At 54.8% G+C, this 23,070-nt stretch carries 25 protein-coding genes and 1 pseudogene; 20 read left to right on the top strand and 6 right to left on the bottom strand.

The window, feature by feature from the left end:
• Positions 1-46: 46 nt before the first annotated feature.
• Positions 47-811, top strand: a complete 765-nt coding sequence (locus ACP86_RS23235; RefSeq protein WP_227507883.1) for an ArnT family glycosyltransferase — start codon at positions 47-49, stop codon at positions 809-811.
• Between the two features lie 5 nt (positions 812-816).
• Positions 817-1,362 (top strand): hypothetical protein, encoded by a 546-nt coding sequence (locus ACP86_RS23230; RefSeq protein WP_227507702.1) that lies wholly within the window; start codon positions 817-819, stop codon positions 1,360-1,362.
• A 75-nt stretch (positions 1,363-1,437) separates the two neighbouring features.
• Here the strand turns inward: ACP86_RS23230 and ACP86_RS11650 are convergent, their stop codons facing one another.
• Positions 1,438-2,664 (bottom strand): ATP-binding protein, encoded by a 1,227-nt coding sequence (locus tag ACP86_RS11650; RefSeq protein WP_227507698.1) that lies wholly within the window; start codon positions 2,662-2,664, stop codon positions 1,438-1,440.
• Positions 2,665-2,789: 125 nt separating this feature from the next.
• Positions 2,790-3,461, bottom strand: coding sequence for a response regulator transcription factor (locus tag ACP86_RS11645; protein ID WP_053113933.1), 672 nt, complete (start codon positions 3,459-3,461; stop codon positions 2,790-2,792).
• A 383-nt stretch (positions 3,462-3,844) separates the two neighbouring features.
• On the opposite strand from ACP86_RS11645, the gene ACP86_RS11640 reads away from it, so the two are divergent.
• From ACP86_RS11640 to ACP86_RS11630, 4 genes are all read left to right on the top strand, one after another.
• Positions 3,845-5,170, top strand: coding sequence for an IS1182 family transposase (locus tag ACP86_RS11640; RefSeq protein ID WP_053113971.1), 1,326 nt, complete (start codon positions 3,845-3,847; stop codon positions 5,168-5,170).
• 353 nt (positions 5,171-5,523) lie between these two features.
• The gene (locus ACP86_RS11635) at positions 5,524-6,042 is read left to right on the top strand and encodes a TolC family protein (RefSeq protein ID WP_008169850.1); all 519 of its coding nucleotides are present in this window, start codon (positions 5,524-5,526) and stop codon (positions 6,040-6,042) included.
• A 283-nt stretch (positions 6,043-6,325) separates the two neighbouring features.
• Positions 6,326-6,700, top strand: coding sequence for a hypothetical protein (locus tag ACP86_RS22120; protein ID WP_227507701.1), 375 nt, complete (start codon positions 6,326-6,328; stop codon positions 6,698-6,700).
• A gap of 851 nt (positions 6,701-7,551) precedes the next feature.
• Positions 7,552-7,851 carry a hypothetical protein gene (locus ACP86_RS11630; RefSeq protein WP_008169415.1) on the top strand — a complete coding sequence of 100 codons (300 nt, stop codon included), beginning with the start codon at positions 7,552-7,554 and terminating at the stop codon, positions 7,849-7,851.
• A gap of 2 nt (positions 7,852-7,853) precedes the next feature.
• Here ACP86_RS11630 and ACP86_RS11625 read toward each other — a convergent pair whose 3' ends face one another.
• From ACP86_RS11625 to ACP86_RS11615, 3 genes are all read right to left on the bottom strand, one after another.
• Positions 7,854-8,543, bottom strand: a complete 690-nt coding sequence (locus ACP86_RS11625; RefSeq protein WP_053113969.1) for a hypothetical protein — start codon at positions 8,541-8,543, stop codon at positions 7,854-7,856.
• Positions 8,544-8,875: 332 nt separating this feature from the next.
• The gene (locus ACP86_RS11620) at positions 8,876-10,204 is read right to left on the bottom strand and encodes an ATP-binding protein (RefSeq protein WP_008169418.1); all 1,329 of its coding nucleotides are present in this window, start codon (positions 10,202-10,204) and stop codon (positions 8,876-8,878) included.
• Positions 10,191-10,856 (bottom strand): response regulator transcription factor, encoded by a 666-nt coding sequence (locus tag ACP86_RS11615; protein ID WP_053113967.1) that lies wholly within the window; start codon positions 10,854-10,856, stop codon positions 10,191-10,193. The genes ACP86_RS11620 and ACP86_RS11615 overlap by 14 nt, the downstream gene beginning before the upstream one ends.
• Positions 10,857-11,057: 201 nt before the next feature.
• On the opposite strand from ACP86_RS11615, the gene ACP86_RS11610 reads away from it, so the two are divergent.
• The 9 genes and pseudogenes from ACP86_RS11610 to ACP86_RS23700 all read left to right on the top strand — a co-directional run.
• The gene (locus tag ACP86_RS11610; protein WP_053113965.1) at positions 11,058-11,585 is read left to right on the top strand and encodes a cupredoxin domain-containing protein; all 528 of its coding nucleotides are present in this window, start codon (positions 11,058-11,060) and stop codon (positions 11,583-11,585) included.
• A gap of 86 nt (positions 11,586-11,671) precedes the next feature.
• Entirely contained in the window at positions 11,672-13,453 is a 1,782-nt protein-coding gene (locus tag ACP86_RS11605) for a copper resistance system multicopper oxidase (RefSeq protein ID WP_200905063.1), read from the top strand.
• Positions 13,450-14,199, top strand: coding sequence for a copper resistance protein B (locus ACP86_RS11600; protein ID WP_053113961.1), 750 nt, complete (start codon positions 13,450-13,452; stop codon positions 14,197-14,199). The genes ACP86_RS11605 and ACP86_RS11600 overlap by 4 nt, the downstream gene beginning before the upstream one ends.
• A gap of 146 nt (positions 14,200-14,345) precedes the next feature.
• Complete coding sequence (locus ACP86_RS11595) at positions 14,346-14,702, top strand: hypothetical protein (protein ID WP_053113960.1); 357 nt, start codon at positions 14,346-14,348, stop codon at positions 14,700-14,702.
• 11 nt (positions 14,703-14,713) lie between these two features.
• On the top strand, positions 14,714-16,069 hold the full coding sequence (locus ACP86_RS11590) for an APC family permease (RefSeq protein ID WP_075267639.1): 1,356 nt from the start codon (positions 14,714-14,716) through the stop codon (positions 16,067-16,069).
• A 12-nt stretch (positions 16,070-16,081) separates the two neighbouring features.
• Entirely contained in the window at positions 16,082-16,315 is a 234-nt protein-coding gene (locus ACP86_RS11585; RefSeq protein WP_008169431.1) for a hypothetical protein, read from the top strand.
• Positions 16,316-16,428: 113 nt separating this feature from the next.
• Entirely contained in the window at positions 16,429-16,845 is a 417-nt protein-coding gene (locus tag ACP86_RS22665) for a hypothetical protein (RefSeq protein WP_139216027.1), read from the top strand.
• Between the two features lie 148 nt (positions 16,846-16,993).
• Positions 16,994-17,359 (top strand): NADH-quinone oxidoreductase subunit A, encoded by a 366-nt coding sequence (locus ACP86_RS11575; protein ID WP_199452674.1) that lies wholly within the window; start codon positions 16,994-16,996, stop codon positions 17,357-17,359.
• Positions 17,356-17,859: pseudogene (locus ACP86_RS23700) on the top strand (hypothetical protein); the annotation flags it as partial. The gene ACP86_RS11575 and the pseudogene ACP86_RS23700, both read left to right, overlap by 4 nt.
• Here the strand turns inward: ACP86_RS23700 and ACP86_RS23480 are convergent.
• The gene (locus ACP86_RS23480; RefSeq protein ID WP_053113955.1) at positions 17,767-18,309 is read right to left on the bottom strand and encodes a hypothetical protein; all 543 of its coding nucleotides are present in this window, start codon (positions 18,307-18,309) and stop codon (positions 17,767-17,769) included. The pseudogene ACP86_RS23700 and the gene ACP86_RS23480 overlap by 93 nt on opposite strands.
• Positions 18,310-18,336: 27 nt before the next feature.
• Here ACP86_RS23480 and ACP86_RS11565 point away from each other — a divergent pair, with 27 nt between their 5' ends.
• From ACP86_RS11565 to ACP86_RS11545, 5 genes are read left to right on the top strand one after another with little or no spacing between them, the layout of a single operon-like run.
• Entirely contained in the window at positions 18,337-19,281 is a 945-nt protein-coding gene (locus tag ACP86_RS11565) for a Ni Fe-hydrogenase III large subunit (RefSeq protein ID WP_053115522.1), read from the top strand.
• Positions 19,278-20,174, top strand: coding sequence for a complex I subunit 1/NuoH family protein (locus ACP86_RS11560; protein WP_008169443.1), 897 nt, complete (start codon positions 19,278-19,280; stop codon positions 20,172-20,174). Before ACP86_RS11565 ends, ACP86_RS11560 begins: the two co-directional genes overlap by 4 nt.
• Complete coding sequence (locus ACP86_RS11555; protein ID WP_053113952.1) at positions 20,174-20,710, top strand: NADH-quinone oxidoreductase subunit J; 537 nt, start codon at positions 20,174-20,176, stop codon at positions 20,708-20,710. Before ACP86_RS11560 ends, ACP86_RS11555 begins: the two co-directional genes overlap by 1 nt.
• A complete protein-coding gene (gene nuoK, locus ACP86_RS11550) occupies positions 20,707-21,018 on the top strand; it encodes an NADH-quinone oxidoreductase subunit NuoK (protein WP_053113951.1) in 312 nt (103 codons plus the stop codon). The genes ACP86_RS11555 and nuoK overlap by 4 nt, the downstream gene beginning before the upstream one ends.
• Positions 21,015-22,913, top strand: a complete 1,899-nt coding sequence (locus ACP86_RS11545; RefSeq protein ID WP_053113949.1) for an NADH-quinone oxidoreductase subunit L — start codon at positions 21,015-21,017, stop codon at positions 22,911-22,913. Before nuoK ends, ACP86_RS11545 begins: the two co-directional genes overlap by 4 nt.
• Positions 22,914-23,070 lie beyond the last annotated feature (157 nt).

The raw sequence follows: 23,070 nt of genomic DNA, 5'->3' as shown, positions 1-23,070 counted from the left end.
AATCCGGGGACTGGATAACGCCCTGGTTTGAACCCGGCGTTCCGTTCTGGGGAAGCCTCCCCTGTCATTCTGGGCTCAAGCGGCCTCTCTAAAGATATTTGGACTGTCTGAATTCTCATTGCGGCTACCGGCATGGTTCGCCACGATTGGAATCGTATGGCTGACGTGGTGCCTTGCAAATCATGCGCGAGGTGCTGCGGTCGCTCGGTGGTCTACTCTTGTGCTTTCCACGATGGCACTCACTTATATCAGTGCCGGCGCAGTCATGACGGATACGTTCCTGGTATTTGGAACGACCCTCTCCTTGGTGAGCGTGTGGTTTGTGCTTTCAGGGCGCTCTGACTATTGGCGCTGGTGGTTTTTCATGGGCCTGGCCATCGGTTTGTTGTCAAAGGGACCGTTGGCTGTTGTACTGACCGTTATCCCCCTGGTGCTATGGGCTGCTATTTTCAGGCAGCGGTTACAGCCGTTGAAAAAATTACCCTGGCTTCTTGGCTCACTTCTGACACTGGCGATTGCCGTGCCATGGTACGTGCTCGCTGAATTGAAAACGCCAGGGTTCCTCAACTATTTCATCATTGGCGAACACTTTAGCCGGTTTCTGGACCCCGGGTGGGCCGGCGATTTGTACGGTAGTGCCCATGACCGGCCCAAGGGCATGATCTGGATATTCTGGCTTTGGGCTTCATTCCCCTGGGTATCATTGGCTTGGTTGGCTTTGGCCTTGCGGCGGCGCGAGGCAAAACAAAGGATATATTCACTGGTGCTGTTCAAGACGCCTCAACGCTGTATCTGTTGTTTTGTGCGATAACGCCAATGCTGTTCTTTACCCTGGCAGGCAACACGCTCTGGACTTACATACTTCCTTCTCTGCCGTTCTCGGCCATTCTGATTGCCGGATGGGTGTCGCAGCTCAATTTACGTCCCTGGTCCAGAATCAGGTCGGGTGCTGTATTACTTGCACCCGTTCTCATTACCCTTTTTGTGTTCATAGGTGTGAGCGGAGTAAAACCACTAAAAACCGAGAAGCAATTGATAGGCCGGTATGAGAGCATTCAGCAAGCGGGAGACGGTCCAATCTTTTACATTGGCGAGATGCCATTTTCCGCACGTTTTTATTCGTTGGGCGACGCTGTCGAAATCACCTCCACAGAATTCGACAGTCTGCTGGACGCTGACGGGTACGCCAGGGTCTTTGCCGCAATTCCAAACGATGCGGTAGATAAGGTTCTTGGTCCGCGGGCCACTGACGCTCAGAAGTTGGGGGAGAACGAACGGTACCAGCTATTCTCGATCGATCTTCCGCCAACAGACAGCCAGAATGACCCCGTTGATTCTGAATTAAACTCGAAGAATGATTAATGACGCAGCTGATTACTGCTAAAACTGAGTCTTTGAAGGCCGGATTTTCAAGATGGCTGGCCTTTTGGCAGTGATCTAGTCCGGAAATGGCAGTAAAATCAGAATCCTGGCTCCTCCGTTTTTCGAGGATCCGATTTCCAGGTGTCCGAGGTTGTCTTCGACAATCTCGGACACGATGGACAATCCGAGCCCAAAACCCGCGACCGTTTCATCCAGCCTGGCACCCCTGTTCATGACAGTGGCTGCCGCCTCGGGAGAAATTCCGGGGCCATCGTCCGCTACTTCTATGGAGAGCCCTGATGACGTGCGGACGATTGTAACGTCGACGGTTGTCTGGCACCACTTCCCGCCATTTTCGAGTAAATTGCCAAGTAGCTCTGAAAGATCCTGCCGTTCCATTGGCCAGCTGAAGTTTTCAGGTAAGTTGGTGTGGAGGCGAAAAACCGTGTCAGGGAAGATTTTTTCCATAACGGTGATGACACTTGCCGTGATTTCAACCGGCATGCACGTCCGTCCCATCTGTCTGCCTGATATGTCTGCTTTGCTCATCCGGTATTTCAGGGATTTGTCAAGCTCCCGCAAGTTAGAGGCCATAAACACAACATCCTCCCGGGACGGAGGCAAGGTATCGATATCCGACAAAATGGCAAGATTGGCAGAAATAGAGGTTTTGACCAGGTGAGAGAGATCGGAATTCAGGCGGCGGTGGCGGTCCAGCCGCCGGTTTGACAGCTCGAGCAAATCATTGAGCTGCCGGATCAGCGGACGAAACTCTTCCGGCACGTGAGGGTTCAGACGACTTTGTTTCCCGGATTGGAGCCGTCTCAGGTCCTCTTTTATCCTACTGATGGGCTTTAACGTCAGATGTGTGGTGGTTCCAATCAGTGCCAGCAGTATCGCCAGAAGAACGGCCGAGGCACCGAGCAATGTCAGGTGGGCCTTCAGCGGTCGTTCAGAGAGCGCCCCCTCGGTTTCAAGAACGGTGATTGAGGCCAGCTTTCCAGTAGCAGTGAACGTACGTCTAAGCCCGAAAAGCGTGTTCGCACCCTGCGCTATGTGGATGAAACCCTCGGGCTTCTCTGCAGCGCCCTGCAGTTGGCTCTGGTCAAAGTTCGGGCTCGCCAGGACGCTTCCGCTAGCCGTTTCGATGACGATGGCATGCCCCAGAAGCATTTCAAACTGATTGATCATGTTGCTGAGGTCGTCGGTTGTGGGGGATTCAGCCTCAATGATTGCCTGAAAGTTTCCCAGCTCTTTGTTCAGGTGTTGCTTCCTGGACTCGTCCGATAGTTGCTTTATCACGTAGGTGTGTGAAAAGAATATCAGAGTAAAATATACGAGGCTGAAAACAGCACCATACTGAATGGCTGTTCTGCGGATACTTTTTGGAGCAGACATATTTTAACCTGGTTGGTTCACTCGGGCGTTCAGCGGGTAGCATCTTTTTCAAAGTAGTAGCCCTGGCCACGCAATGTTTTTATTTTATTGACCCCTATTATTTTTCTAAGCCGGGTTATGTAAACCTGAACGACATTTCTGGTGGGGCATCTTTCTATGTTGTAGAGGGATTCAACCAGTTCGTCCTGGGAAAACACTCGGTCCGGTGAACGGAGGAAACACTGTAAAAGGCGGAATTCCGTAGCTGTCAGTCTGAACTCTTTCTGGTCGGGCGTGGTAAGCGTTCGGTAGGTGGCGTTGAGACTGAATCCGTCAACACTGATCTGGTCTGTCGTTCTGCCGTCCTTTCTTCGGATAATCGCACTGAGCCGGGCTTTCAGTTCATCAAACTCAAACGGTTTGGGAAGGTAATCATCAGCTCCCGCATTCAACCCTTCTACTCTCTCAGTCCAGTTGGAGCGTGCGGTCAGAATAAGGATGGCCTCTTTTTTCCCGTTTTTTCTCCATCTTTGCATTAAAGACAGTCCATTTTCATCGGGCAGTCCGATATCGAGAATAACGGCCTGGTAGGAGCTTGTTTCAATCAACGAGTCCGCTTCTTTGCCGGTTTTGGCGATATCTACTGTGTAGTGCGCCTGCGCAAGCCAGCCCGATATTTTTTTGGCAAGTACAGCATTGTCTTCAACAATCAGAATTTTCATTTGTAAGCGCCGTTTTTCGTGGTGGGAAAGTTTCGCCAGTCTGCCATGGATTGTACCAGTAACGGCAACTCCCCAGAAAAACAGCAACCCGTTAAAAATGGGGGGTTACCGGTCGACTTTTCAGTTTGATTTCAGTTGCACCGGGTAGAGTCAACAATCGAGCCACGAACGCGAGAAGCTGTATATACATGGTTTTAGGAGCAACCTATGAGCGATAGACATTTCTATGCAGGTGTGTCCAGGCGCCGCCTTATACAAGGAGCTGCCACAATGGGACTTCTTGCCGGTTTCGACAGTTTGTTACCGGCCTATGCTAGGAGTCTGCGCGGCAGGAGCCACCTTCTGGCATAATACGTAAAAATTCTTCAGCACCGGAGAATCCGATGGGAACCACCTTCCGCCCCTATTCACCTGATCAGGAACTGCTTCTTCCCCCGAGCCTGAACGAGTGGCTGCCCGAAGGGCATCTGGCCTATTTCATCAGTGACGTGGTCGAGGAACTGGATCTGAGTGCCTTCTACGCCCGGTATGAAGGGAGCGGTCGGCGCAACTCGCCTTTCGATCCGCGGATGATGTTGAAGGTGTTGATCTATGCGTACGCGACCGGCGTGTTTTCATCACGAAAGATCGCCCGGAAGTTGGAAGAAGATGTCGCCCTTCGGGTCCTGGCGGCTGGCAATTTCCCCAGACACCGCACTATCTGCGATTTTCGCAAGCAACACCTGGCTGCGTTCAAGGCCGTATTTATTCAGGTGGTCCGGATCGCCCAGGAAGCGGAATTGGTTACTCTCGGTACGCTGGCGATTGATGGCACCAAGGTCCGGGCCAACGCCAGTAAGCACAAGGCCATGAGCTATGACCGCATGCGGGAGGAAGAAGCCCGTCTGTCAAAAGAGGTTGATGAGCTTTGTGGCCAGGCTCGCCGTGTGGATGAATCGGAAGACCAACAGTTTGGCCCGGATCAGCGGGGCGACGAGTTACCCGAAGAGCTTCAGCACCGTCAGGGGCGGCTGGACAAGATCCGGGCAGCGAAGGAGAAACTGGAAGCGGATCAAAAAACGCAAGATGAGGCCAAAGGCCGGCATCCAGACGATGATCGCCGCTCACCCAAGGGTGGCCGGAACTTCAAGAGAGATTATGGAGTTCCGGAGGACAAGGCTCAGAGTAACTTTACCGACCCCCAAAGCCGGATCATGAAAACGAATGATGGGTTCCAGCAATGCTATAACGGCCAACTGGCCGTGGATGGCGAGTTCCAGATCATCGTGGGCAACCGCCAGGGTAACAACCCCAGTGATAACGGCTGTCTGGTGCCGCTGCTGGGCGAGGTAAAAGAAACTCTGGGAAGTTACCCGGGCCAATGTCTGGCTGATGCGGGTTATCGCAAAGAGGAAGACTTGCAGGCATTGGAGACAAAAGGCATAGATGGCTACGTCTCGCTGCGCCGGGAAGGCAAAAAAACCGGAGATATAAACGCGAGCCGGTACCCGGCGACGGCCCGCATGGAGGAGAAGCTTACCACGGCGGAGGGGCGAGCAGTCTACGCTCAGCGCAAGCACATGGTTGAGGCGGTGAATGGCTGGATCAAGAATGTCCTGGGCTTCCGGCAGTTCGGCTTGCGGGGCCTTCAGGCGGTGCAGGGTGAATGGGATCTTGTCTGTCTGTCGCTCAATCTCAGGCGCATGAGTTCACTGATGAGGCTGGCATAAGTCGCTGAGGCAGCCTTTGGCTCACGGTAGGTACAGCTGGGGCCCTGCGATGCCCCTTTTAACCGGTTAACTGGCTGGATCGAAAGCGATGATGGAGCCGATCCGATATCGCGAACACTCCTTCCGGCCAGACAATGATCCGGTCTGGCGGAAACGAGGGCTCAAAACGTTTCTGCCGCGCAGACTCCTAGATGCCAGACTAGTAGAGCTGCAAGCGGAAAAGGCCGGGCTAGCCAGCGACCTGATTCCTCTGCTTGGGCGTCGTCCGACGGGGGCCAGTTTGCAACTGATGGCGCCATCTGAAACGCTTCTGTTCGCCGATGGACAGTTGGAACCAGATCATCCGCTGATTCGTGCAGCCGAGGCGAGGGAAGCCGAGGCGCGCGCGGCTGGATGTTGCCGAAGTCGATCGTCGACCTACGTTCACAGCTAATGCCGGCTATAACAGCCTGTGGGCTGACGAGAGAAAACGTTGGGTCGTCGGCATTGGCGTTCGGATCCCATTTAGTGGGCAGCGCCAGCACAGCGCCGTTCGAAAGGCGACTGCCGAAGCATCACAAAAACGATGGCTGGCCACTCAGGCCCAGCGGGAATGGCGGGCCTCGATAGCTAAACTGAGGGCAAGCGTTGAGGCCGGCCATGGTCGACTGAACATCCTCAACGAGCGACACTTGCCAAACCAGCGCGCGCACTGGGAAGCCAGTCTGAACGAGCTGGCCAGTGGCACTGGCAGACTGGAGGACGCGATAAATAGCGCAAGACAGCTTACTGGGGCCAAACTCCGTCGAGCTGGGGTGATCCGTGATCTATATGGTGCCTCGGCCGGGTACGAAGCCCTGATACCGGTGCGTACTATCAATGCGTTAAATTAAAGAGGTAATTCAATGGTCAAGTCTTCGGGCATTTTGGATAGCACCAGAAAGTTCCCTTCAAAATGCCCGAAGACTCGACCAAACCACTTGGACCAAAACTCATGAACCTTCCTGAAGGTTCGCTTTGCGACCGTGACCTGCTACCCTCTTGCTCAACGAACCAGCCCAGATTTTCCATTCCAGAAAGACGGCCGAAGCAGTTGATTACCCCCTTACATCTTTGAAAGAAAAAGCACGGTCAGCCACACTGGCTGAGAGCAAATTAAAAGAGAGAGAATTTCGAATGGTGAAGGTTAGCGTTTTAGGCTTTTTTGTCCTGATTTTTGTAAGCTCCGTGTCGGCGCAAAGCACTTATTGTGATGATTTTGGAAACTGCTCGGGCGGCGGAGTAAACACCTACACGGACGACTTTGGAAACACATCCGGAACTGTCGGAGGGAGGTCCTACAATACCTACAGAGATGATTTCGGCAACACGTCAGGGTCGATTGGAAACGAGAATATCAATACGTATTCAGATCAGTTTGGGAATACAACGGGAACGATTGGCGGCGATTCAGTAAATCTTCATACCGATCAATTCGGAAACACGACCGGAACGATTGGAGGAGAGAGTGTGAACTGCTATACCGACAGCTTCGGCAACACCACCTGCTAATGAACAGTCGCAACTTCCAACCATAAAGCCGGCCATCGAGCCGGCTTTATGATTTTTAAAGAGGCAATTTGCCGCTAAAGAAGTGTAAACACCCCCCCCATTTTAGTGGCCCCGCTTACGAGATTACGCTCAAAAAAAGACAGCCTCTGCCCAATTATCGAACGTCCGCTTTGCGACCACAGGATAATTTGTTGTGTCAATTTCCGACCACGCTATAGCGGCATGACCAGTTGGCTGATTCATTGTTTAAACTTGTTTCTGAGTCTTTCTCAATTAACGACTTCAGGCATATGTCGGTAGATTAGACTCGATATGCAAAGAAGGTCGGTAGAGCCTACCTTGCGAAACAGGTTGATTGTTAATCCTCCTCATCCCTGGTCGGACAGTCGCCGCCACGCCCAATTCAGGATCCTACGCAGCTTTAAGATATATCTCACACGAATCCTGCATTGACAATGATAGGGTTGGGGCCGAGTCAGCTGGTCAGGACGACCGGGACTCAACGCCGGCACGGATGCTAGGCAAACGCGACACCTGCCCAGTGGTGTGACGCGCCAAGGAGAGACTTGGCACCACCCCCGCTTGTGACAATTCGCACCCTTTGATCGACCCAATCTTGACCTAGTCAATCAGGATTATCAGAATAATGTTCGAATATTCAGTTTTGGGTCAGAGGTGTTCCATCACTCTCAATGAGCATCGGTTACTGTCCGCATTGCCTTTGGAAAGGTTACGGTATTTGCCTTCTGACCTTACTAGTTGGAAATCCACGTGAACGGGATTAGCGAGCTGAGGACGGAGTTTCGTCGCCGACACAATATGACTACGCCACCCTTCAAGCGTTTGCGTCAATGGAAACCGTCGGCATCGTTACAGAAGATAATATTGAGCTTTCTCATTGGCTCGGCGTGGCGGACCGCAGGATTCTACGATTAGTTCTAGAGTTAAAGTCGGTTCTATTGGATATCGAAGCTTGGCGAACGATGATTCTTGAGCCCTACAAACGGCTTGGCCCCGGTGTCTACATGGTAGGGGCTTTCATCGGACATGACAGAATTGTTGGCGTCGTGGAAGGACGACAGCCAATGGTCAGGGTTTTTTCGTCTAAACCGGACGCGCTGGGCCGGTCCTTCGGCCAAGACACTGAATAGATCTAATTCCGAAACTCTGACACCTGGCGCTCTAGGTTCGCGTACATTGCCAGAAGATCATCCTCGTTGAGCGTTCCTCTGGTGGTTGCCTTAGCCTTATGTTTTTCCAGCTGGCTACGTTGTTCGGCGTAAACATGATGGAGGACGCTGGCTTGATAGTCGCAGCCCTCGTGATTGTTCAGTTGTTTTCGAAGCGATTTGAACTGATCAGGACTGGGAACCTGTTCGAGCTTTTTAGCTATGTCTTTGGGTCGGATATTGAACACTTCTCCCCAATGTTTTACGGCATGCTCCCAGGCCTGAGATAGAGATGCCCGCTCATCTATGTAGAATTTGTTAGCAGCTCCTCGTTTGTTTACGGAGAAATAGCAGGTTTCCTGTGCAGCACTTTTCCCGCTTCCGATGCCAAGCGTGATGCCCTGGAAGCCAACACCGCGACAGGGGAGGGTTGAGGGATGGTCTTTTCCAATGAAATCCAGATATTGAAGTGCTGCGGAGCGGGCCATGTAACGGGCCTCATAGTACTTGGCCCTGGTCTCTTGATACTGGTACCAGAGTTCTTGAGTAATTCTGTTGTTCGGCCTCTTAAGAGAGAAATACTTCTGATAGCGTTTGCCTCGGATGGTGGCAACAACTCGCCAACCGTGGAAGCCAGAGGTCAGCTCCCCTTTTTCATAAAAGCTAATAGCCATGGATAGTCGATCTTTCCCGTCCAAATCACGTTAAAGATAGTACGCAGCCAAGCAGGCGTCGCCTGCTCTACTCTGAGGCCTACGTCAGCTTGCTGCAATCGAAAATGGTCAATAAACTTCTCAGTCTCTTTGGGCTGCAAACTGGAAACACCGACCTTCGGTCAATCGTTGTCGCTTCCTAGGAGTGAAGCATCGTCCAGCTGAATGGTTGCCACCGTCAGGCCAGTGCGGTTATGTGGCAAATCGTACTTGTTTGACTGCGTTGGTTCTTGCTAAGGGTAGAGTTATCAGAGTTTTCAGACGCGACAACCCGCTCTTTAACTTCCGTGAATTCAAAATTCAATCGTGACCTTTAATCCACCTCGTGGGCGATTGGAAAAGACAATCTTTGCGCCATACCGGCTAACAATGTCTTGAACGATTGCAAGGCCGAGCCCGTGGCCCGGAGTCTGTTCGTCCAGCCTTAATCCTCGTTGACCAAGCTTGCTCAATTCAGCTTCCTCAACGCCGGGACCATCGTCTGTCACGACAATTCGTTTTGAGGGGCCGCATTGTTCCAATATTAGCTCCACCTCTCTATGTGACCACTTCCCCGCATTGTCCAGCACGATCCCCAGTATTTCAGATAGGTCGTATTCTACAATTGGCCAACGGCTATTCTCTGGGAGAGAACTTGATAACTCAAATGATTTTGCCGGGTACAGTCTTCCCATCATCCACAGAAGGTCCCGTGCTTTTTCTACTGGATAGCAGCTTTTTCCTACCTGCGGCCCAGCAAACCGGCTGCGGCGCATTTCAGCTTCAAGTTGTTTGTCAATATCCCCGAGACGCGCAGCTATTTGCTGCCTTAACTCGCTATCTAGCGGCGTAGAAGTGTCGCTGAGAATTTGTTGGACAGACGCAATCGGAGTTTTAACGCTGTGGGATAGGTTTGCCAGCGCATTCCTCGAGCGCTCCAATCGTTGATCAAGTGAGTCAAGCAGCTGGTTCAACTGTTCGACGAGAGGGTGGAACTCCTCGGGGACAGTCATATCTATACGCGAGACGCTCCCATCCTGGAGTCTTTTCAGTGACGCCTTGAGTCGTGTGACAGAATGCATGGACAAATTGACGCCGAGCCAGATTGCACAAACCATTAGCGAGATAAGTAAAAGAGATGCGATTGCCGTCCATGCATGTAGCTCTGCCTGGCTATTCTTCAATGCGCCGAGGTCTTCTGCAACGATAACAACAAACGGTTTTTCGTTTGCGATGAAGGAACTCCGATATGCCAATATGTCCGTTGGGGCCCCTGCTATTTCAGAATTTTCGACCCGAATCGTGCCCTCTTTTTCCGATTTGATGAGCGGCGATAGTAGCGGTTTCCATGATTCTGGCGAAATGATGGTCCTGGAATCGGAGTGTTGAACAAAAGCATGGTGGAATACGCGCTGAAAGTAATCGCCCGTCTTGAGTCCGTCGAAGGCTCCGTCACTGTCCCGAATCTGATGCTCTAAAAACGAAACCTCCTCTTTCAGCCTGTCCGTGACAAATTCACGGGACATTCTTTCGAGCAGAGCACCATGTGCAAACCAGGCTATTGCCATCAAGGCAACACCTGCGGGCAGCAGTATTACAAGCAGGGTGCCTTTTACAGAGGCAGGTTTCTTAAACGTTGTCATTGAACATATAGCCTTGGCCACGTCGGGTTGAGATTGTGGAATTTCCCACCAGTCTTCGCAGCCTCCGAATATATGCCTCGATAACGTTCGCGCTTGGGCTATCTTCGAGACTGTAAAGCTGCTCTAGCAGTTGGTCTTTTGAAAAGACATGGCCCGGCTTACTCATCAGGCAGCGCAGAAGACGAAACTCTGTGCCGGTAAGTGGATGTTCAGTTCCATCGTCCACCGACAAGCATTGACGATTTTCATCCAGCACAAAGCGGCCTGCCTTAACCAATGAATGTGTTCTCCCTTCGCTCCTGCGAACAATAGCATTCAGCCGTGCAATTAACTCTTCGGTCTGGAAAGGTTTTGCGAGGTAGTCGTCTGCCCCTGCCTTTAGTCCAGCCACTTTATCATGCCAGTCATCTCGCGCTGTCAGGATTAGTACGGGAAAGGCAATGTTCTTTGCGCGCCACTTTTTTAAAACATCTAAACCGTTGCCGTCGGGCAGCCCCAGATCCAAGATGCTGACCCGATAATCTTCCTGTTCACCCAGAGTTATTGCTTCTTTTGCCGTATACGCAGGGTCCACGCTGAACCCCGATTTTTCAAGTTGATGCAAAAGGCTGTTTGAGAGCATCTGATCGTCTTCAACCAGTAGTAAACGCATTTTTTTTCCTTTTTGCTGAGCGGCGACTGTGAATTCAACGTAATGTCTTTAGTAGTCCTGAATTCAGCCTAAATAAATTTTTTTGAATTTTCAGTAAGAATTCAGGTTGGTAAGCGATCTTATGTAACGATTCTGGACATTGATCAAGTGTCCTGAAAATACAATTAATTGTTGCTGAACGATTTCACAGGAGAAGATGGTATGAATGTATCAAAGTTGTTGGTAGCGGGTGTGGCCTTTTCAATGTCAGCGGGTGCTTTTGCCGCAGGAGTCCACGGTGGCGGGCACGGGGCTAGCAGCGGAGAGCCCGGAAAGGCTTCCGAGGTCGCTCGCACCATCACCGTGGAAATGTACGACAACTACTATGAGCCGGAAGAAATAACCGTGAAGCCTGGTGAAACCGTTCGCTTCGTGGTGGAGAACAAAGGAAACCTCGTGCATGAGTTCAATGTTGGCACTCCCGACATGCACAAAGCTCACCAAGAGGAAATGATGATGATGGTTGAGCATGGCGTGATCCAGGGCGGCAAGCTCAACCAGGACATGATGAACATGGATATGGGCAATGGCAAAGCCATGAAGCATGACGACCCGAACAGCGTGTTGCTGGAGCCCGGCCAAAGCAAAGAAGTGGTTTGGAAGTTCTCTGATAGAGGCAACATCGAATTTGCGTGCAACGTGCCAGGCCACTATCAAGCCGGGATGTACGGTGAGATCAGTTTCGAGTAACTCGCTTGACTGAAGTCCGCGAGCGCGGGGCTGAGACACATTTCTCGGCCCGGCTTTAATGATGTGTAGTAGTTTGGAGAAAAAAGGTGAAAACACTTCTTTTTACAGGACTTTTGAGCCTGCTGATGCCAGCCATGGTTATGGCCGGTGAGTACGACCTGACGGTCGACCGGGTAAAAATTGATACCGGCGATTTCGTGAAAGAAGGTATCGGCTACAATGGTGCATCTCCGGGACCGGTGATGCGCTTCAAGGAAGGTGAAAATGTCAGGATCAACGTAACCAACAACCTGGACGAGATGACCTCGATCCACTGGCACGGACTGATCCTTCCCTTCGACCAGGATGGTGTGCCAGGTATCAGTTTTCCAGGTATCAAGCCGGGTGAAACATTCACCTATGAATTTCCTATCCAGCAAGCAGGCACCTATTGGTTCCACAGCCACTCTGGTTTTCAGGAGCCAGACGGAGCCTATGGCGCCATTGTCATTGAGCCCGAGGGCCGTGAACCGTTCCGCTACGATCGTGAATACGTGGTGCAGCTGACCGATAAACACCCCCATTCCGGTGACCGCATCATGCGCAACCTGAAAATGATGTCGGATTATTACAACCGTGAGCAGCAAACTGTGGGCGAGTTTTTCTCGGACGTGTCCGAAAACGGCCTGATGAGTACTGTCCGAGATCGGATGGCATGGGGCGATATGCGCATGATGAAAGCGGACGTTGAGGATCTGCAGGGCTTTACGGGCCTGATCAACGGTAAAGGACCGGACCAAAACTGGACCGGAATCTTTGAGCCCGGCGAACGCATCCGGCTGCGCTTCATCAACTCCTCGGCGATGGCCTATTTTGACGTCCGGATCCCTGGCCTGGATATGACGGTCGTGCAGGCGGACGGCAACAACGTTCAGCCGGTTAACGTGGACGAATTCCGTATTGGTGTGGCGGAAACCTACGATGTGATTGTGCGCCCCAAAGATGAGCAGGCTTACACCATTTTCGCCGAATCCATGGGGCGTTCCGGTTATGCGAGGGCAACACTGGCCCCCGAAGAGGGTATGGAAGCGGCCGTGCCGCAACTGCGTGAAGCTGCCCGACTGACCATGGCGGATATGGGCGGTATGCCCGGTATGGACCATGGCAGCATGGCAGGCATGGATCATGGAAACATGGATATGGGCAGCTCAGAAGGTGTGTCCGGAATGGACCACTCAAACATGGGCAGCATGGACCATTCGAATATGAAAGGAATGGATCACTCCAACATGAAGGGAATGGATCACTCTGACATGTCCGGCATGGACCATGGTTCCATGGCGATGGGAAAAGGCGGTCCCAGCGATCCCTTCTATGCCAAGGGCAGTGGCGTTGTGCCGACGGCGGCCAATGGTGGCAAGTTCCTGTCCTATGCTGATCTGAAGGCTCAGGACCCGTTGTACGAAGACCGCGAACCGACTCGGGAGATCGAGCTTCGTTTGACCGGCAATATGGAGCGCTACACGTGGAGTATCAACGGTGTTAAATACGAAGACGCGGATCCCATTCGTCTCAAATATGGTGAACGGGTCCGTTTCAAGTTTGTGAACGAAACCATGATGACTCATCCCATGCACCTGCACGGTATGTGGTCCATCCTTGATGTTGGCGCAGGTCAGTGGAACCCGATCAAACACACCGTTAGCGTGAACCCGGGCACTACGGTGTACATGGAAACCGAGGTTGACGAGCCAGGCCAATGGGCGTTCCATTGCCATCTTTCTTACCATGCGGCTGCCGGGATGTTCCGCAAGGTGATTGTTGAGGGTGGCCCTGAGTCCACGCAGGCCAAGACAGGCGTTGTTGCTGAAGATGGAGGTGAGGCATGAGCTGTATTCGATCACTTGCCGCAGTCAGTTTCCTTGCCTCTATTGGTTTCTCAACGACGGTGATAGCTCAGGAAATGATTTCCGATACCACCGCTCGTAAACAACCGCTCAAAGCCTGGGGTGTTCAATTTGAGGAGTTTGAGTACCGATACAGCGATGATGATGAGGAACTGGGCGTCTGGGATGCGGATGCCTTCTATGGCACCGACGAGTTCAAAGTCCGGCTGCTCACAACCGGGGAATACGAGATAGAAGAACAGGCCTACGAAACACTGGAAAACCAGTTGGTCGGCCAGATCCCCATCTCCAAGTTCTTCGACGCCAAAGCGGGTGTTCGCTTCGACACCCCTGAAGGGCCGGATCGCACTTATGCCGTGCTGGGTGTCGCTGGGCTTGCCCCACAATGGTTTGAAGTCGATGCCAACCTGTATGCCAGCAAGGATGGTGATACGTCTGCCGAAATCGACGCGGAATACGAGCTGCTTTTCACCAATTACTGGATCCTGTCTGCAACCCTGGATGCGACGGTAGCATTCAGCGAGGATGAGGAAATTGGCGTGGGCAAAGGCTTGGTTTCCACCGAAACTGGCCTCCGGTTAAGCTATGACCTGATCGATCGCGCATTCTCGCCTTACGTGGGCGTGGTGCATGAGCGCATGTACGGTGATACCGCAGATCTCGCTAAAGCCGAAGGCGGTGGCACAGAAGACTGGTTCGCAGTCGTCGGTGCCCGCATCTCGTTCTGATCGGAATGAATAAGGAGCCAGGGGTTGCCCTGGCTCTATTTTATGATGTACGTCAATTTCATCGAAAACCTTCACTGATTTTCAGTCGCAGTTCAGGTCCGCATGTTGTCATTGAGGGGAAATGATAAGGCGAAGAGGGGCCCGCCATGACTAAAGCACATAAAGCATCGAACCAGGAACAGTTCCTGCTGCGACGGAAACTTGTCGTGGAAGGTTTTGAAGAGAGTGAATGGTCTGACTTTATTCACGAACTCAATCATCACCCCTGTGTTGATTTTGCCGAACGCAAGGCAAATAACCAACTGCAAGTCACCTTCGATGGAACCCATTGGTCCACCGATGAGTTGCTGGAGGCGATTGAAGCACATGGCGGTCGGTTGAAGGGGGGGTGGTGGACTAAACGGAAACTGGCGTGGTACCGGTTTACAGATGATAACGTACGTGCCAATGCCAAACTTGATCCGTTTTGCTGTTCAAAGATCCCGCCCATGAAACGAAAATAGCTGGAGGTTAGATGAGCACGGAGCAGGACAGAACTACTCGCTACAAGGAAGGCAGTCTCACCCTCACGGGAACCGTTATGCTGGGTACCGGCGTCATGATCGGCGCCGGTATCTTTGCCCTTACCGGGCAAATGGCGCAGATGACGGGGGTTCTTTTCCCGTTGGCGTTTCTGGCGGCCGCGGTGATCGTCAGCTTCAGTTCTTATTCCTACGTCAAGATTTCCAATGCCTGGCCGTCAGCCGGGGGCATTGGCATGTACCTTTACAAAGCCTATGGCAATCGGCTGCCGACCGCGTTCAACGCCTTGCTGATGTATTTCTCGATGGTGATCGCCCAGAGCTTCCTCGCGCGTACTTTCGGTTCCTACACCATGCAACTGTTCGGTGGTGATGAAAGTGGTCGCATGGTGTCCATTCTGGGTGTGTCGCTGATCCTGGCGGCGTTTCTGACCAATCTGCTCGGTAACCGGATGATTCAGGGCGTGGCTTCCTTTATCGGGTTTCTGAAAATCGGCGGTATACTGGTTTTCGGGCTGGTGGGCGTCTGGATTGCCGACAGCCTGGCGGTGGATTTCTCAAGCCCGGGCGAGGCCGGAACCGCAGGCAATTTCCTGGGTGCGACGGCACTTGGAATACTTGCCTTCAAAGGCTTCACCACTATCACTAACAGTGGTTCCGAAGTCATAGATCCTAAGCGGAATGTGGGGCGAGCAATCATTATTTCCATCGCGGCCTGCGTGGTGATCTACACCCTGGTCGGTTTTGCCGTGGCCAGCAACCTGTCCCTGGCGGAAATCATCAAGACCCAGGATTACTCCCTTGCGGCTGCCGCGCGTCCGGCGCTGGGGGATTATGGCCTCTGGTTCACGGTCGCCATTGCCATGACGGCCACCGCGGGTGGCATTCTGGCCAGCATTTTTGCTGTCTCGCGCATGCTTGCCATGCTGACTGAAATGAAACTGGTCCCTCACCGTCATTTTGGTATGCCGGGCAGCATCCAGAAGCACACGCTGGTCTACACTGTGGTCCTGGGGCTGGCTCTGACAGCCTTCTTTGACCTCTCCCGGATTGCCGCCCTGGGTATCGTGTTCTACCTGGTTATGGACATTGCCATCCATTGGGGCGTGCTTCGCTACCTGCGCGACGATGTGAAGGCCAGGGCGTGGGTGCCGGCAACGGCCATCGGTCTGGATTTGCTCGTGCTGGGCGGCTTTGTCTGGGTCAAACTGAATACCGACCCGTTTGTCATTGGCGTGGCGGTTGTCACGATGATCGTGATCGCGGTATCCGGGCAGCTTTTCCTGAAAAGGGCTGCAGCAGCCGAAAAAAACGGCCACGAGGAATCCCATGCTCACGGTCACCAGTAATCGGAATTCAACATGGAGGGCAGTATCACGATGGGGGAAAACATGTTTGGCAACACCATGTGGGCCGGGCACTGGCTGTGGATGCTGGTGATTGCCATCGTAGTCGTCATCCCGGCCTGGCGTATTTGCCAGCGCACGGGCTATCCGGGTTGGATGGGGGTCTTGATACTTATCCCCATCGTCAATCTGGTTTTGCTCTACTTCATCGCTTTTAGTGACTGGCCAGTTGAGCGGAGTGGAAAATAAGTGGACTGTTGTAATGCAATTGATACATTGAGCTTTCTTCACAATCCTACGATACGACTTAAGGCTGTTGTTCGTGTGATCACAATAATTGAAAGAAACTGGGAGATAACCAGATGAAAGCAATAAATTTTAAACTCTTCGTATTTTTGACTTTTTTGCAAGCGCCATTTTTGCACGCTGAAGAAGTTCTTTCTGGCGGAGATGTCGCAGATGTTGTCGTCGGAAACACGGTGCAAATGGAATTCCGAGATGCTCAGGACAATTTTCGCACTCGAACTTTTCATGAGTACTATGATCCTGATGGTTCGATCTATGGAATGACCAAATATCGCGAACAACAGGGAAACCTTACCCACTATATCGGAAGATGGGAGGTCAAAGACGGTAAATTTTGCACATCTGTCTATGGTCGCGACTATTCCTGTAACAAGATAAAGCCTTTGTCTGGAAATGATTTCGAATTGCTCAATGAGGGAGGCAAGATAAGGAACGTCAAGGTATATGAAGGGAAGCATCATGGACTGGAGTAAGGATATCTGAGGGTGAGTTTTTAGCCTCTGTTTGCTCGGGAAGTACGGTTCGCCCATGCGGAACCAAGAAGCGAGTTAAGGGCATATTGATCTTGTCTCTGGAGAACGCTATCGGAGTGCAGACTCCGCTGCGCGACTTGAGGATTGGATGATGAGTATTTTGGAGCAGTACGGTCTGCTGCTTGCCTTGGTGCTTGGCATCGCAGCTACGGTTTTGGCCCTGTTTGGGATTGCCCGTGCCATGGGCCCGACGCGTCGGGAGCCGGGCAAGGACGTGCCAGCGAGTTCCGGAGTGTTGTCACGGGACCCGGTCTGGGGCCGCTATCACGCACGGTACTACGGCTACGCGCTGCTCTTTCTGGCCTTCGACATGGAAATGGCATTTATGTACCCCTGGGCAGTTGTATACAGGGAAGTAGGGCTGGTTGCTTTGTATGACATGGGGGTGTTCCTTGCCATTCTCTTTCTTGGTTTGCTCTACGGCTGGAGTCAGGGGGCATTGAGGCGGCAATGACTTCTGACCCGACAATGAGCATTACGGGCGCGCGCCAGCGGCAGGAGCGGTTCACGGTACTTCAGAAGTGGGTTTCCCGGGCCCTCGCGGGCAACCTGAGCTGCCTGATCGTCCCGGGGCCTGAAGTGGCACTGTCCCATGGCCTGGATGTGACAGCGGCAGGTATGCGCATCACCGCGACACCTCGCGATGCGAGCGTGCTCCTGATTATCGGCGAGCTTTCAGAGAAAATGAACGAGGCCGTGGCGGTGCTCTATGCGCAGATGCCGAGGCCGCGAGCCATTGTCAATTTGGGCGGACAGACGCCGTCAACGCTACCGGACGCTGATTTTTCCGCGGGTGTTTCGCAAGCCGGCCTGATCGACGCGGTTGACTGGTTGAAGCGCGCGCTGGCCAAGGGCGCATTCTCAGACTCCCCCGAGGATTTCGACGCCCCTGTTCTGCACGCCAGAATCGAGTATGTCTGCCCCATGCACCCGGAAGTTGTCCAGAACGAGCCGGGTAGTTGCCCCAAGTGTGGCATGGACCTGGTCGCCCGGGAGGCAGGGGAGCCGGCCCCCGAGCATGACCATGGGCACGATCATCGCGAGCACCGGCACCATGAGCACGAACACCAGCATCATGAGCACGAACACCAGCATCATGAGCACGAACACCAGCATCATGATCATGCGCAGCAGCACGAACACCATGAACACGAACACGATCATGGTCACTGCCATGACCATCATGATTCGCATGAGCACGATCATGAGCAGCACGAGGGTCATCAGCACTCGCACGAAAACCATCATGATCACGGACACAAGCACCAGCACGATGAGTCCGACGGCGACGCGGAGGAGAAAAATTCGGGGCATGATCACAGTGAGCACGGTCATGATAGCCACGAACATGGTGGCCATGATCATGTAGGTCACGGTCATAGTGGTCATGATCATGGTGGGCATGACCACGGCGCCTCGGGATTCATGTCCATGATTGAAGTGACCAAGGACCTGCCTCGTAGCGCCGACGGGTTGGCGATGGACTGGATGGAGGTGCCGTTCGGTCCGGTTTTCCCCGGTCTGCCTGGTGGGCTCAAGTTGACGCTGACTCTTGACGGTGACGGCGTAACAGAAGGACAGGCCACATCCTTGGTGGGCATGATCAATGAGAGTGAAGAAGGCAAGGAGATCGACGCCGAGACCTTTATCGAGCGCCTGGCGTCGGCCATGCCACTGGCCAGCGTGAGCTACCGACTGCTGGCCTGCCTGGCAATCGAGCGGGCGGCTGGTCTGGAGAACGATTCGGCAACCGATCAGGCCCGGGCTGTGGCGCTTGAATGTGAGCGCATCGCCAGTCACCTGGGTTGGCTGGCGCAAACGGGGCGCCAGCTCGGCTTCGCCTGGTTGACGGATCGTGCCGCAACCCTGCAACTGGAGATCCGCCGCGCCAGTGGAAAACGGCTTGTGGAACTGACGCCCGCTCTGCAGGCATTGGCGGCTCGTCTTGGGCGAACGCCTTTGCTCAAATCGCGATTGAAGGGGATCGGCGTACTGCCATCGGGCACTGCGGGCCTGAGTGGCCCCGTGGCGCGCGCTGCTGACGACGCCGGAGATGCCTGGGCGCGCCTGTGGCAGCGCCTGGACGAAATCATCACGAGCCTCGACTACATCAAGGCAACCGGGGAGCCGGGGCTACCTGTTTTGCGAAACATCGGGCGTGGATCAGGCACCGGTGAGGCCACCGTGGAAACCCCGCGCGGCGAGGCTCAACTGAGCCTGATTCTGGAACACGGCCAGGTGAAATCCTACAGGTTGGACACCGCCTGCAGTCACCATATCGGCCTGGTCGCAAAGCTTGTCGAGGGCCGGGAACTGGGCGACGCACTGGTGGCGGTCGGATCACTTGACCTTTCGCCCTGGGAGGTGATCTCGTGAACTTCGTCATCGTGTTGCTTGCGTTGCTTGGTAGCGTCTGGCTGCTCGCCGTGGTCGAGGGCTGGACGACAACGGGCCGCCTGCGTCCGGCCGCGCCCCTACTCAGCGGCCTGGCGCACCTCGGTCGTGAATCCATTGTACCGCGCACGCCGGACCGGGTCTTTTTCGAGACGGCGCCGGTGCTACTGCTGATCGTCGCGGTGCTTGGCGCGGCGGTTCTGCCTCTGGCGCCGACCCTGGTGATCGCGGATCTGGCTACCGGTGCGCTGTTCATCAACGCGGCGCTTGCCTATGTGCTGGTGGCGCTCATCATGGCCGGCTGGGGCCCGAATGGCGCCTACGCCATGATCGGCGGCTGGCGATTCCTTGGCCAGCTCATCGCCTACGCCATGCTCATTGTCATGCCCATCACTGCGGTGGCGATGCGCGCCGAATCCCTGGTGACCACGGTGATCGTTGGCTCCCAAGACGGCTTGTGGAACATTGTCTATCAGCCGCTTGGTTTCGTGCTGTTTTTCATTGCCGCCATGGCGCTGGCGTTTCGTGCGCCTTTTGATCTGCCAACCGCACCCGGGGAACTGGGCGGGGGTGTGGACGCGGAATACACCGGCGTGCGCCTGGGAGTGTTGCGCCTGGCCAGGCTGACGCTGGTGATCACGCTGGCTTCCGCGACCACGGTGTTCTACCTCGGCGGCTGGCATGGGCCGCTGCTGCCTCCCTGGGCCTGGAGCCTGATCAAGACCCTGGCCGTGGCCGTGTCGATGCTCCTGGCCGGTCGCTATCTGCCGCGCATTCGCGAGGCGGATCTGATGCGGTGGTGCTGGACCCTGGGGATTCCCCTGGCACTGCTCAATATCATTGTTGTCGGTTTACTGGTTCTGGTGGTTCCATAATGTACGCTCAGGCTTTTTTTGTTGCCGTTTTCGGGCTGGCCGCCATCGGCTTCGGCGTGGTGGTGTTTCGCACATCGTCCATGGTGCGTTCCGCGCTGGCGCTGTTGTTTTCTCAGACTGCCGTCGGCTGCATGTTCCTGGCGATGCAGACCGAATTCCTGGGCGTGCTGCAGATCATGATGATGGCCACGGAGATGAGCATCATGGCGATTTTCATGGTGATGTTCATGATGGACCCGGGCGGGATGGGGGGCATGGATATGACCCACCAGAAGCGCTTTTCAATTGGCGCTGGCGTGGTCGCTGCCGGTGTTGCGATAGTGGTCGCGTTTTGGGCCGATTGGGGACCTGTAACGGCCGAGGCGCCGGATGCGGCGATGCAGACACGGGCGCTGGGCATCGAGTTGCTGGGACGTTCCATGCTGATCTTCGAAACCGCCGGCGTTACTATCCTGACCGCAATGATCGCGGCCACGGCGGTGGCGATACCGGTGCAAACGACGGCCAATAGTGCTGACAAGGAGGATACGGAATGACTCTCGTCCTGATCGTGGCGCTTGTAACCGGTGCAATCCTGTTCGGTATTGGTGTTTATGGCGCGTTGTCCCAGACCAATCTGGTTATGATCATGATGGGGGTGGAGCTGATTCTTGCGGGCGCGTTGGTGAACCTGGTCGCCTTCTGGCGTTTTCTGCACCCCGAAAGCTACTCCGGCCAGATGTTCGTGCTGGTGGTGATGACCGTCATGGCGGTCGAAATGGCGGTTGGCTTCGGTGTCGCGATTGCGCGTTTCCGGGCCAAGGGCTCGGTTGAAATGGAAGAAGCCGGGGACCTGAAAGGATGAGTGCAGTGCTTCTACCGATAATGCCACCGCTGATCGCGGCCATGGCGTTGCTGGTCCTGCGCCGGGGCTCCACGGCGCTGGTTCTCGGCGGGGCGACGTTGAGTCTGGGCGGCAGTCTATGGTTACTGACCCGGGTCGCCGGCGGGCAGGCCGAAACCCTGCTTCTGCCGGGGCTGCCAGACATGCCGCTTCGAATGGTTGCCGGACCTCTGGAAGCGCTGTTGACGGTGGCGGTGGCCACCGTAGGCACGTTCGTGCTGATTTATGCAGTTGGTTATATGAAGCGGGAGTCCGGCCTGTGCCGCTTCTACGCCGTAATGTCCCTGTTCCTGGCTGCCATGCAGGCGTTGGTGCTGTCCGGCGACTGGGTTCTGTTGCTGGCGGCCTGGGAATTGATCGGTTTGTGCAGTTACCTGCTGATTGGCTTCTGGTTCCAGCGACCCGAGGCCGCGGATGCCGCCGGTCGCGCCTTCCTCTACACTCGTAGCGCCGATCTGGGTTTGTACGTGGCGGTATTTATGCTGATTGGGTCGGCCGGTACCAGCGAGATTGCCGCCTCCCTGGAGGCCGGCGGCAGTGCCTCGACTGCCGCGGGGCTTTTGTTGCTGCTGGCCGCCATGGGTAAGTCGGCCCAAGTCCCCTTGCAGGACTGGCTTATGCGCGCGATGGCGGGGCCGACACCGGTTTCGGCGCTGCTGCACTCGGCCACCCTGGTGGCGGCGGGTGCCATCCTGCTGATCCGTTCGGCCCCGCTGCTGACACCGGAGGTGTTGCTCGTCGTCGGACTTGTCGGCGGCGTTACCACGGTGGCGGCCGGAGTTATTGCACTTGCCGAGCGTGATCTCAAACGCCTGCTTGCCGCTTCCACTGCTAGTCAATATGGCTTGATGCTGGTTGCGGTTGGAGCCGGCGTTCCGCTGGCGGCCCTCCTGCATTTGCTCGCCCACGCCGCCATCAAGAGCACCCTGTTTCTTGCCGCCGGAGACTTCCAGCATGCCCGCGGGGGTACCGGGTTCGATCAGTTGGAGGGTGTTGGTCGTGACAGACCCTGGACTTTTGCCGGCTTTGTGCTGGCAGCGCTGGCACTGGCCGGTATCCCGCCACTGAGTGGGTTCTTTTCCAAGGACGCGGTAATCGCCGCCGCCCTGTCTGCGCAGGGCACCGCCTGGCTCGGCCCCCTGGCGCTGGCCGGTGCCCTGCTGACCGGCGGCTATATGGCCCGGGCCTTGTGCCTGCTATGGCGAGGCTCCGGAGAAACCCGCCCGGTTGCCGGTAGTGCCTGGATGCGCGTGGGCATTTGGGGGTTGGCGGTCCCTGCCACGATTCTCGGCCTGGCCTTCGGCCCCATCGAGGCCGTTCTTGATCTGCCCGCCGTCACCGCAGGCACATTGGCCGTGCTCCTTGGGCTTCTTGCTGCCGCGTGCGGCCTCGGCCTGGGCTGGCTCGTGCCGGCTCCCCGCCTGCTAGGGCCGGTTTATCCGTGGGCGCGACGCGGACTTTCCGTTGGCGGTGGGCTTACAGTCTGGGTCGGTAGGCCCGCAATGGCTGTGGCCCGAGGATGTGAGCGTTTGGAAGGGCGTCTGTATGAAGCTGTGCTTTCTCTTGGGCGCGCCGGTCTCTTCCTTGCCTCTGCGAGCGAGCGAGCGGAGCGGGGCTTGTTCAAGATTGTGCTTTGCGTGGGCAGGGTGAGCCTGAGGGTCGCGACCTATGTGCGGTTTGGAGATGAACGCCGTATCGACGGCCTGATTTTCGCCCTGGTGGCGGCTGTGCGTGCACTGGGTGCGCTAGCCCGAAACCTCCAAAGCGGCTTTATCCATCATAGCCTGGCGATCAGTGCGGTCGCAATCGCCGTCACATTGGCTGTTCTGCTTTTTGCTTCATCGACGAGCTTTTAGAGGAAACCCATACCTGAATCAGTGACTTTGCAGGCCAGTATACTCCGCAAAGCGCCATCGGCGCTAACGGGAGCCATCACTTGGTCAAAAGCAGGTTGATAATGCCGGAACGTGCAGTCTGACGTCGATCAGCGGCCAAATTTGGGCGCGTTTTGAT

The organism is Marinobacter sp. CP1 (genome assembly GCF_001266795.1).
GTDB lineage: Bacteria > Pseudomonadota > Gammaproteobacteria > Pseudomonadales > Oleiphilaceae > Marinobacter > Marinobacter flavimaris.
Note: the sequence above shows the minus strand (reverse complement) of the source record. Positions and strands in the feature narration are given on the sequence as shown.

Coding starts and splice junctions, on each gene's coding strand:
- ACP86_RS22120 (WP_227507701.1), top strand. CDS start 6,326: ATGGTGAAGGTTAGCGTTTTAGGCTTTTTTGTCCTGATTTTTGTAAGC.
- ACP86_RS23480 (WP_053113955.1), bottom strand. CDS start 18,309: ATGCCCACCATGATCATGACCACTATGACCGTGACCTACATGATCATG.
- ACP86_RS11585 (WP_008169431.1), top strand. CDS start 16,082: ATGGAGGGCAGTATCACGATGGGGGAAAACATGTTTGGCAACACCATG.
- ACP86_RS11545 (WP_053113949.1), top strand. CDS start 21,015: ATGAGTGCAGTGCTTCTACCGATAATGCCACCGCTGATCGCGGCCATG.
- ACP86_RS11640 (WP_053113971.1), top strand. CDS start 3,845: ATGGGAACCACCTTCCGCCCCTATTCACCTGATCAGGAACTGCTTCTT.
- nuoK (WP_053113951.1), top strand. CDS start 20,707: ATGACTCTCGTCCTGATCGTGGCGCTTGTAACCGGTGCAATCCTGTTC.
- ACP86_RS11575 (WP_199452674.1), top strand. CDS start 16,994: ATGATGAGTATTTTGGAGCAGTACGGTCTGCTGCTTGCCTTGGTGCTT.
- ACP86_RS11620 (WP_008169418.1), bottom strand. CDS start 10,204: ATGACAACGTTTAAGAAACCTGCCTCTGTAAAAGGCACCCTGCTTGTA.
- ACP86_RS11615 (WP_053113967.1), bottom strand. CDS start 10,856: ATGCGTTTACTACTGGTTGAAGACGATCAGATGCTCTCAAACAGCCTT.
- ACP86_RS11610 (WP_053113965.1), top strand. CDS start 11,058: ATGAATGTATCAAAGTTGTTGGTAGCGGGTGTGGCCTTTTCAATGTCA.
- ACP86_RS11645 (WP_053113933.1), bottom strand. CDS start 3,461: ATGAAAATTCTGATTGTTGAAGACAATGCTGTACTTGCCAAAAAAATA.
- ACP86_RS11600 (WP_053113961.1), top strand. CDS start 13,450: ATGAGCTGTATTCGATCACTTGCCGCAGTCAGTTTCCTTGCCTCTATT.
- ACP86_RS11590 (WP_075267639.1), top strand. CDS start 14,714: ATGAGCACGGAGCAGGACAGAACTACTCGCTACAAGGAAGGCAGTCTC.
- ACP86_RS11630 (WP_008169415.1), top strand. CDS start 7,552: ATGGAAACCGTCGGCATCGTTACAGAAGATAATATTGAGCTTTCTCAT.
- ACP86_RS22665 (WP_139216027.1), top strand. CDS start 16,429: ATGAAAGCAATAAATTTTAAACTCTTCGTATTTTTGACTTTTTTGCAA.
- ACP86_RS11625 (WP_053113969.1), bottom strand. CDS start 8,543: ATGGCTATTAGCTTTTATGAAAAAGGGGAGCTGACCTCTGGCTTCCAC.
- ACP86_RS11555 (WP_053113952.1), top strand. CDS start 20,174: ATGTACGCTCAGGCTTTTTTTGTTGCCGTTTTCGGGCTGGCCGCCATC.
- ACP86_RS23230 (WP_227507702.1), top strand. CDS start 817: ATGCTGTTCTTTACCCTGGCAGGCAACACGCTCTGGACTTACATACTT.
- ACP86_RS11565 (WP_053115522.1), top strand. CDS start 18,337: ATGATTGAAGTGACCAAGGACCTGCCTCGTAGCGCCGACGGGTTGGCG.
- ACP86_RS11595 (WP_053113960.1), top strand. CDS start 14,346: ATGACTAAAGCACATAAAGCATCGAACCAGGAACAGTTCCTGCTGCGA.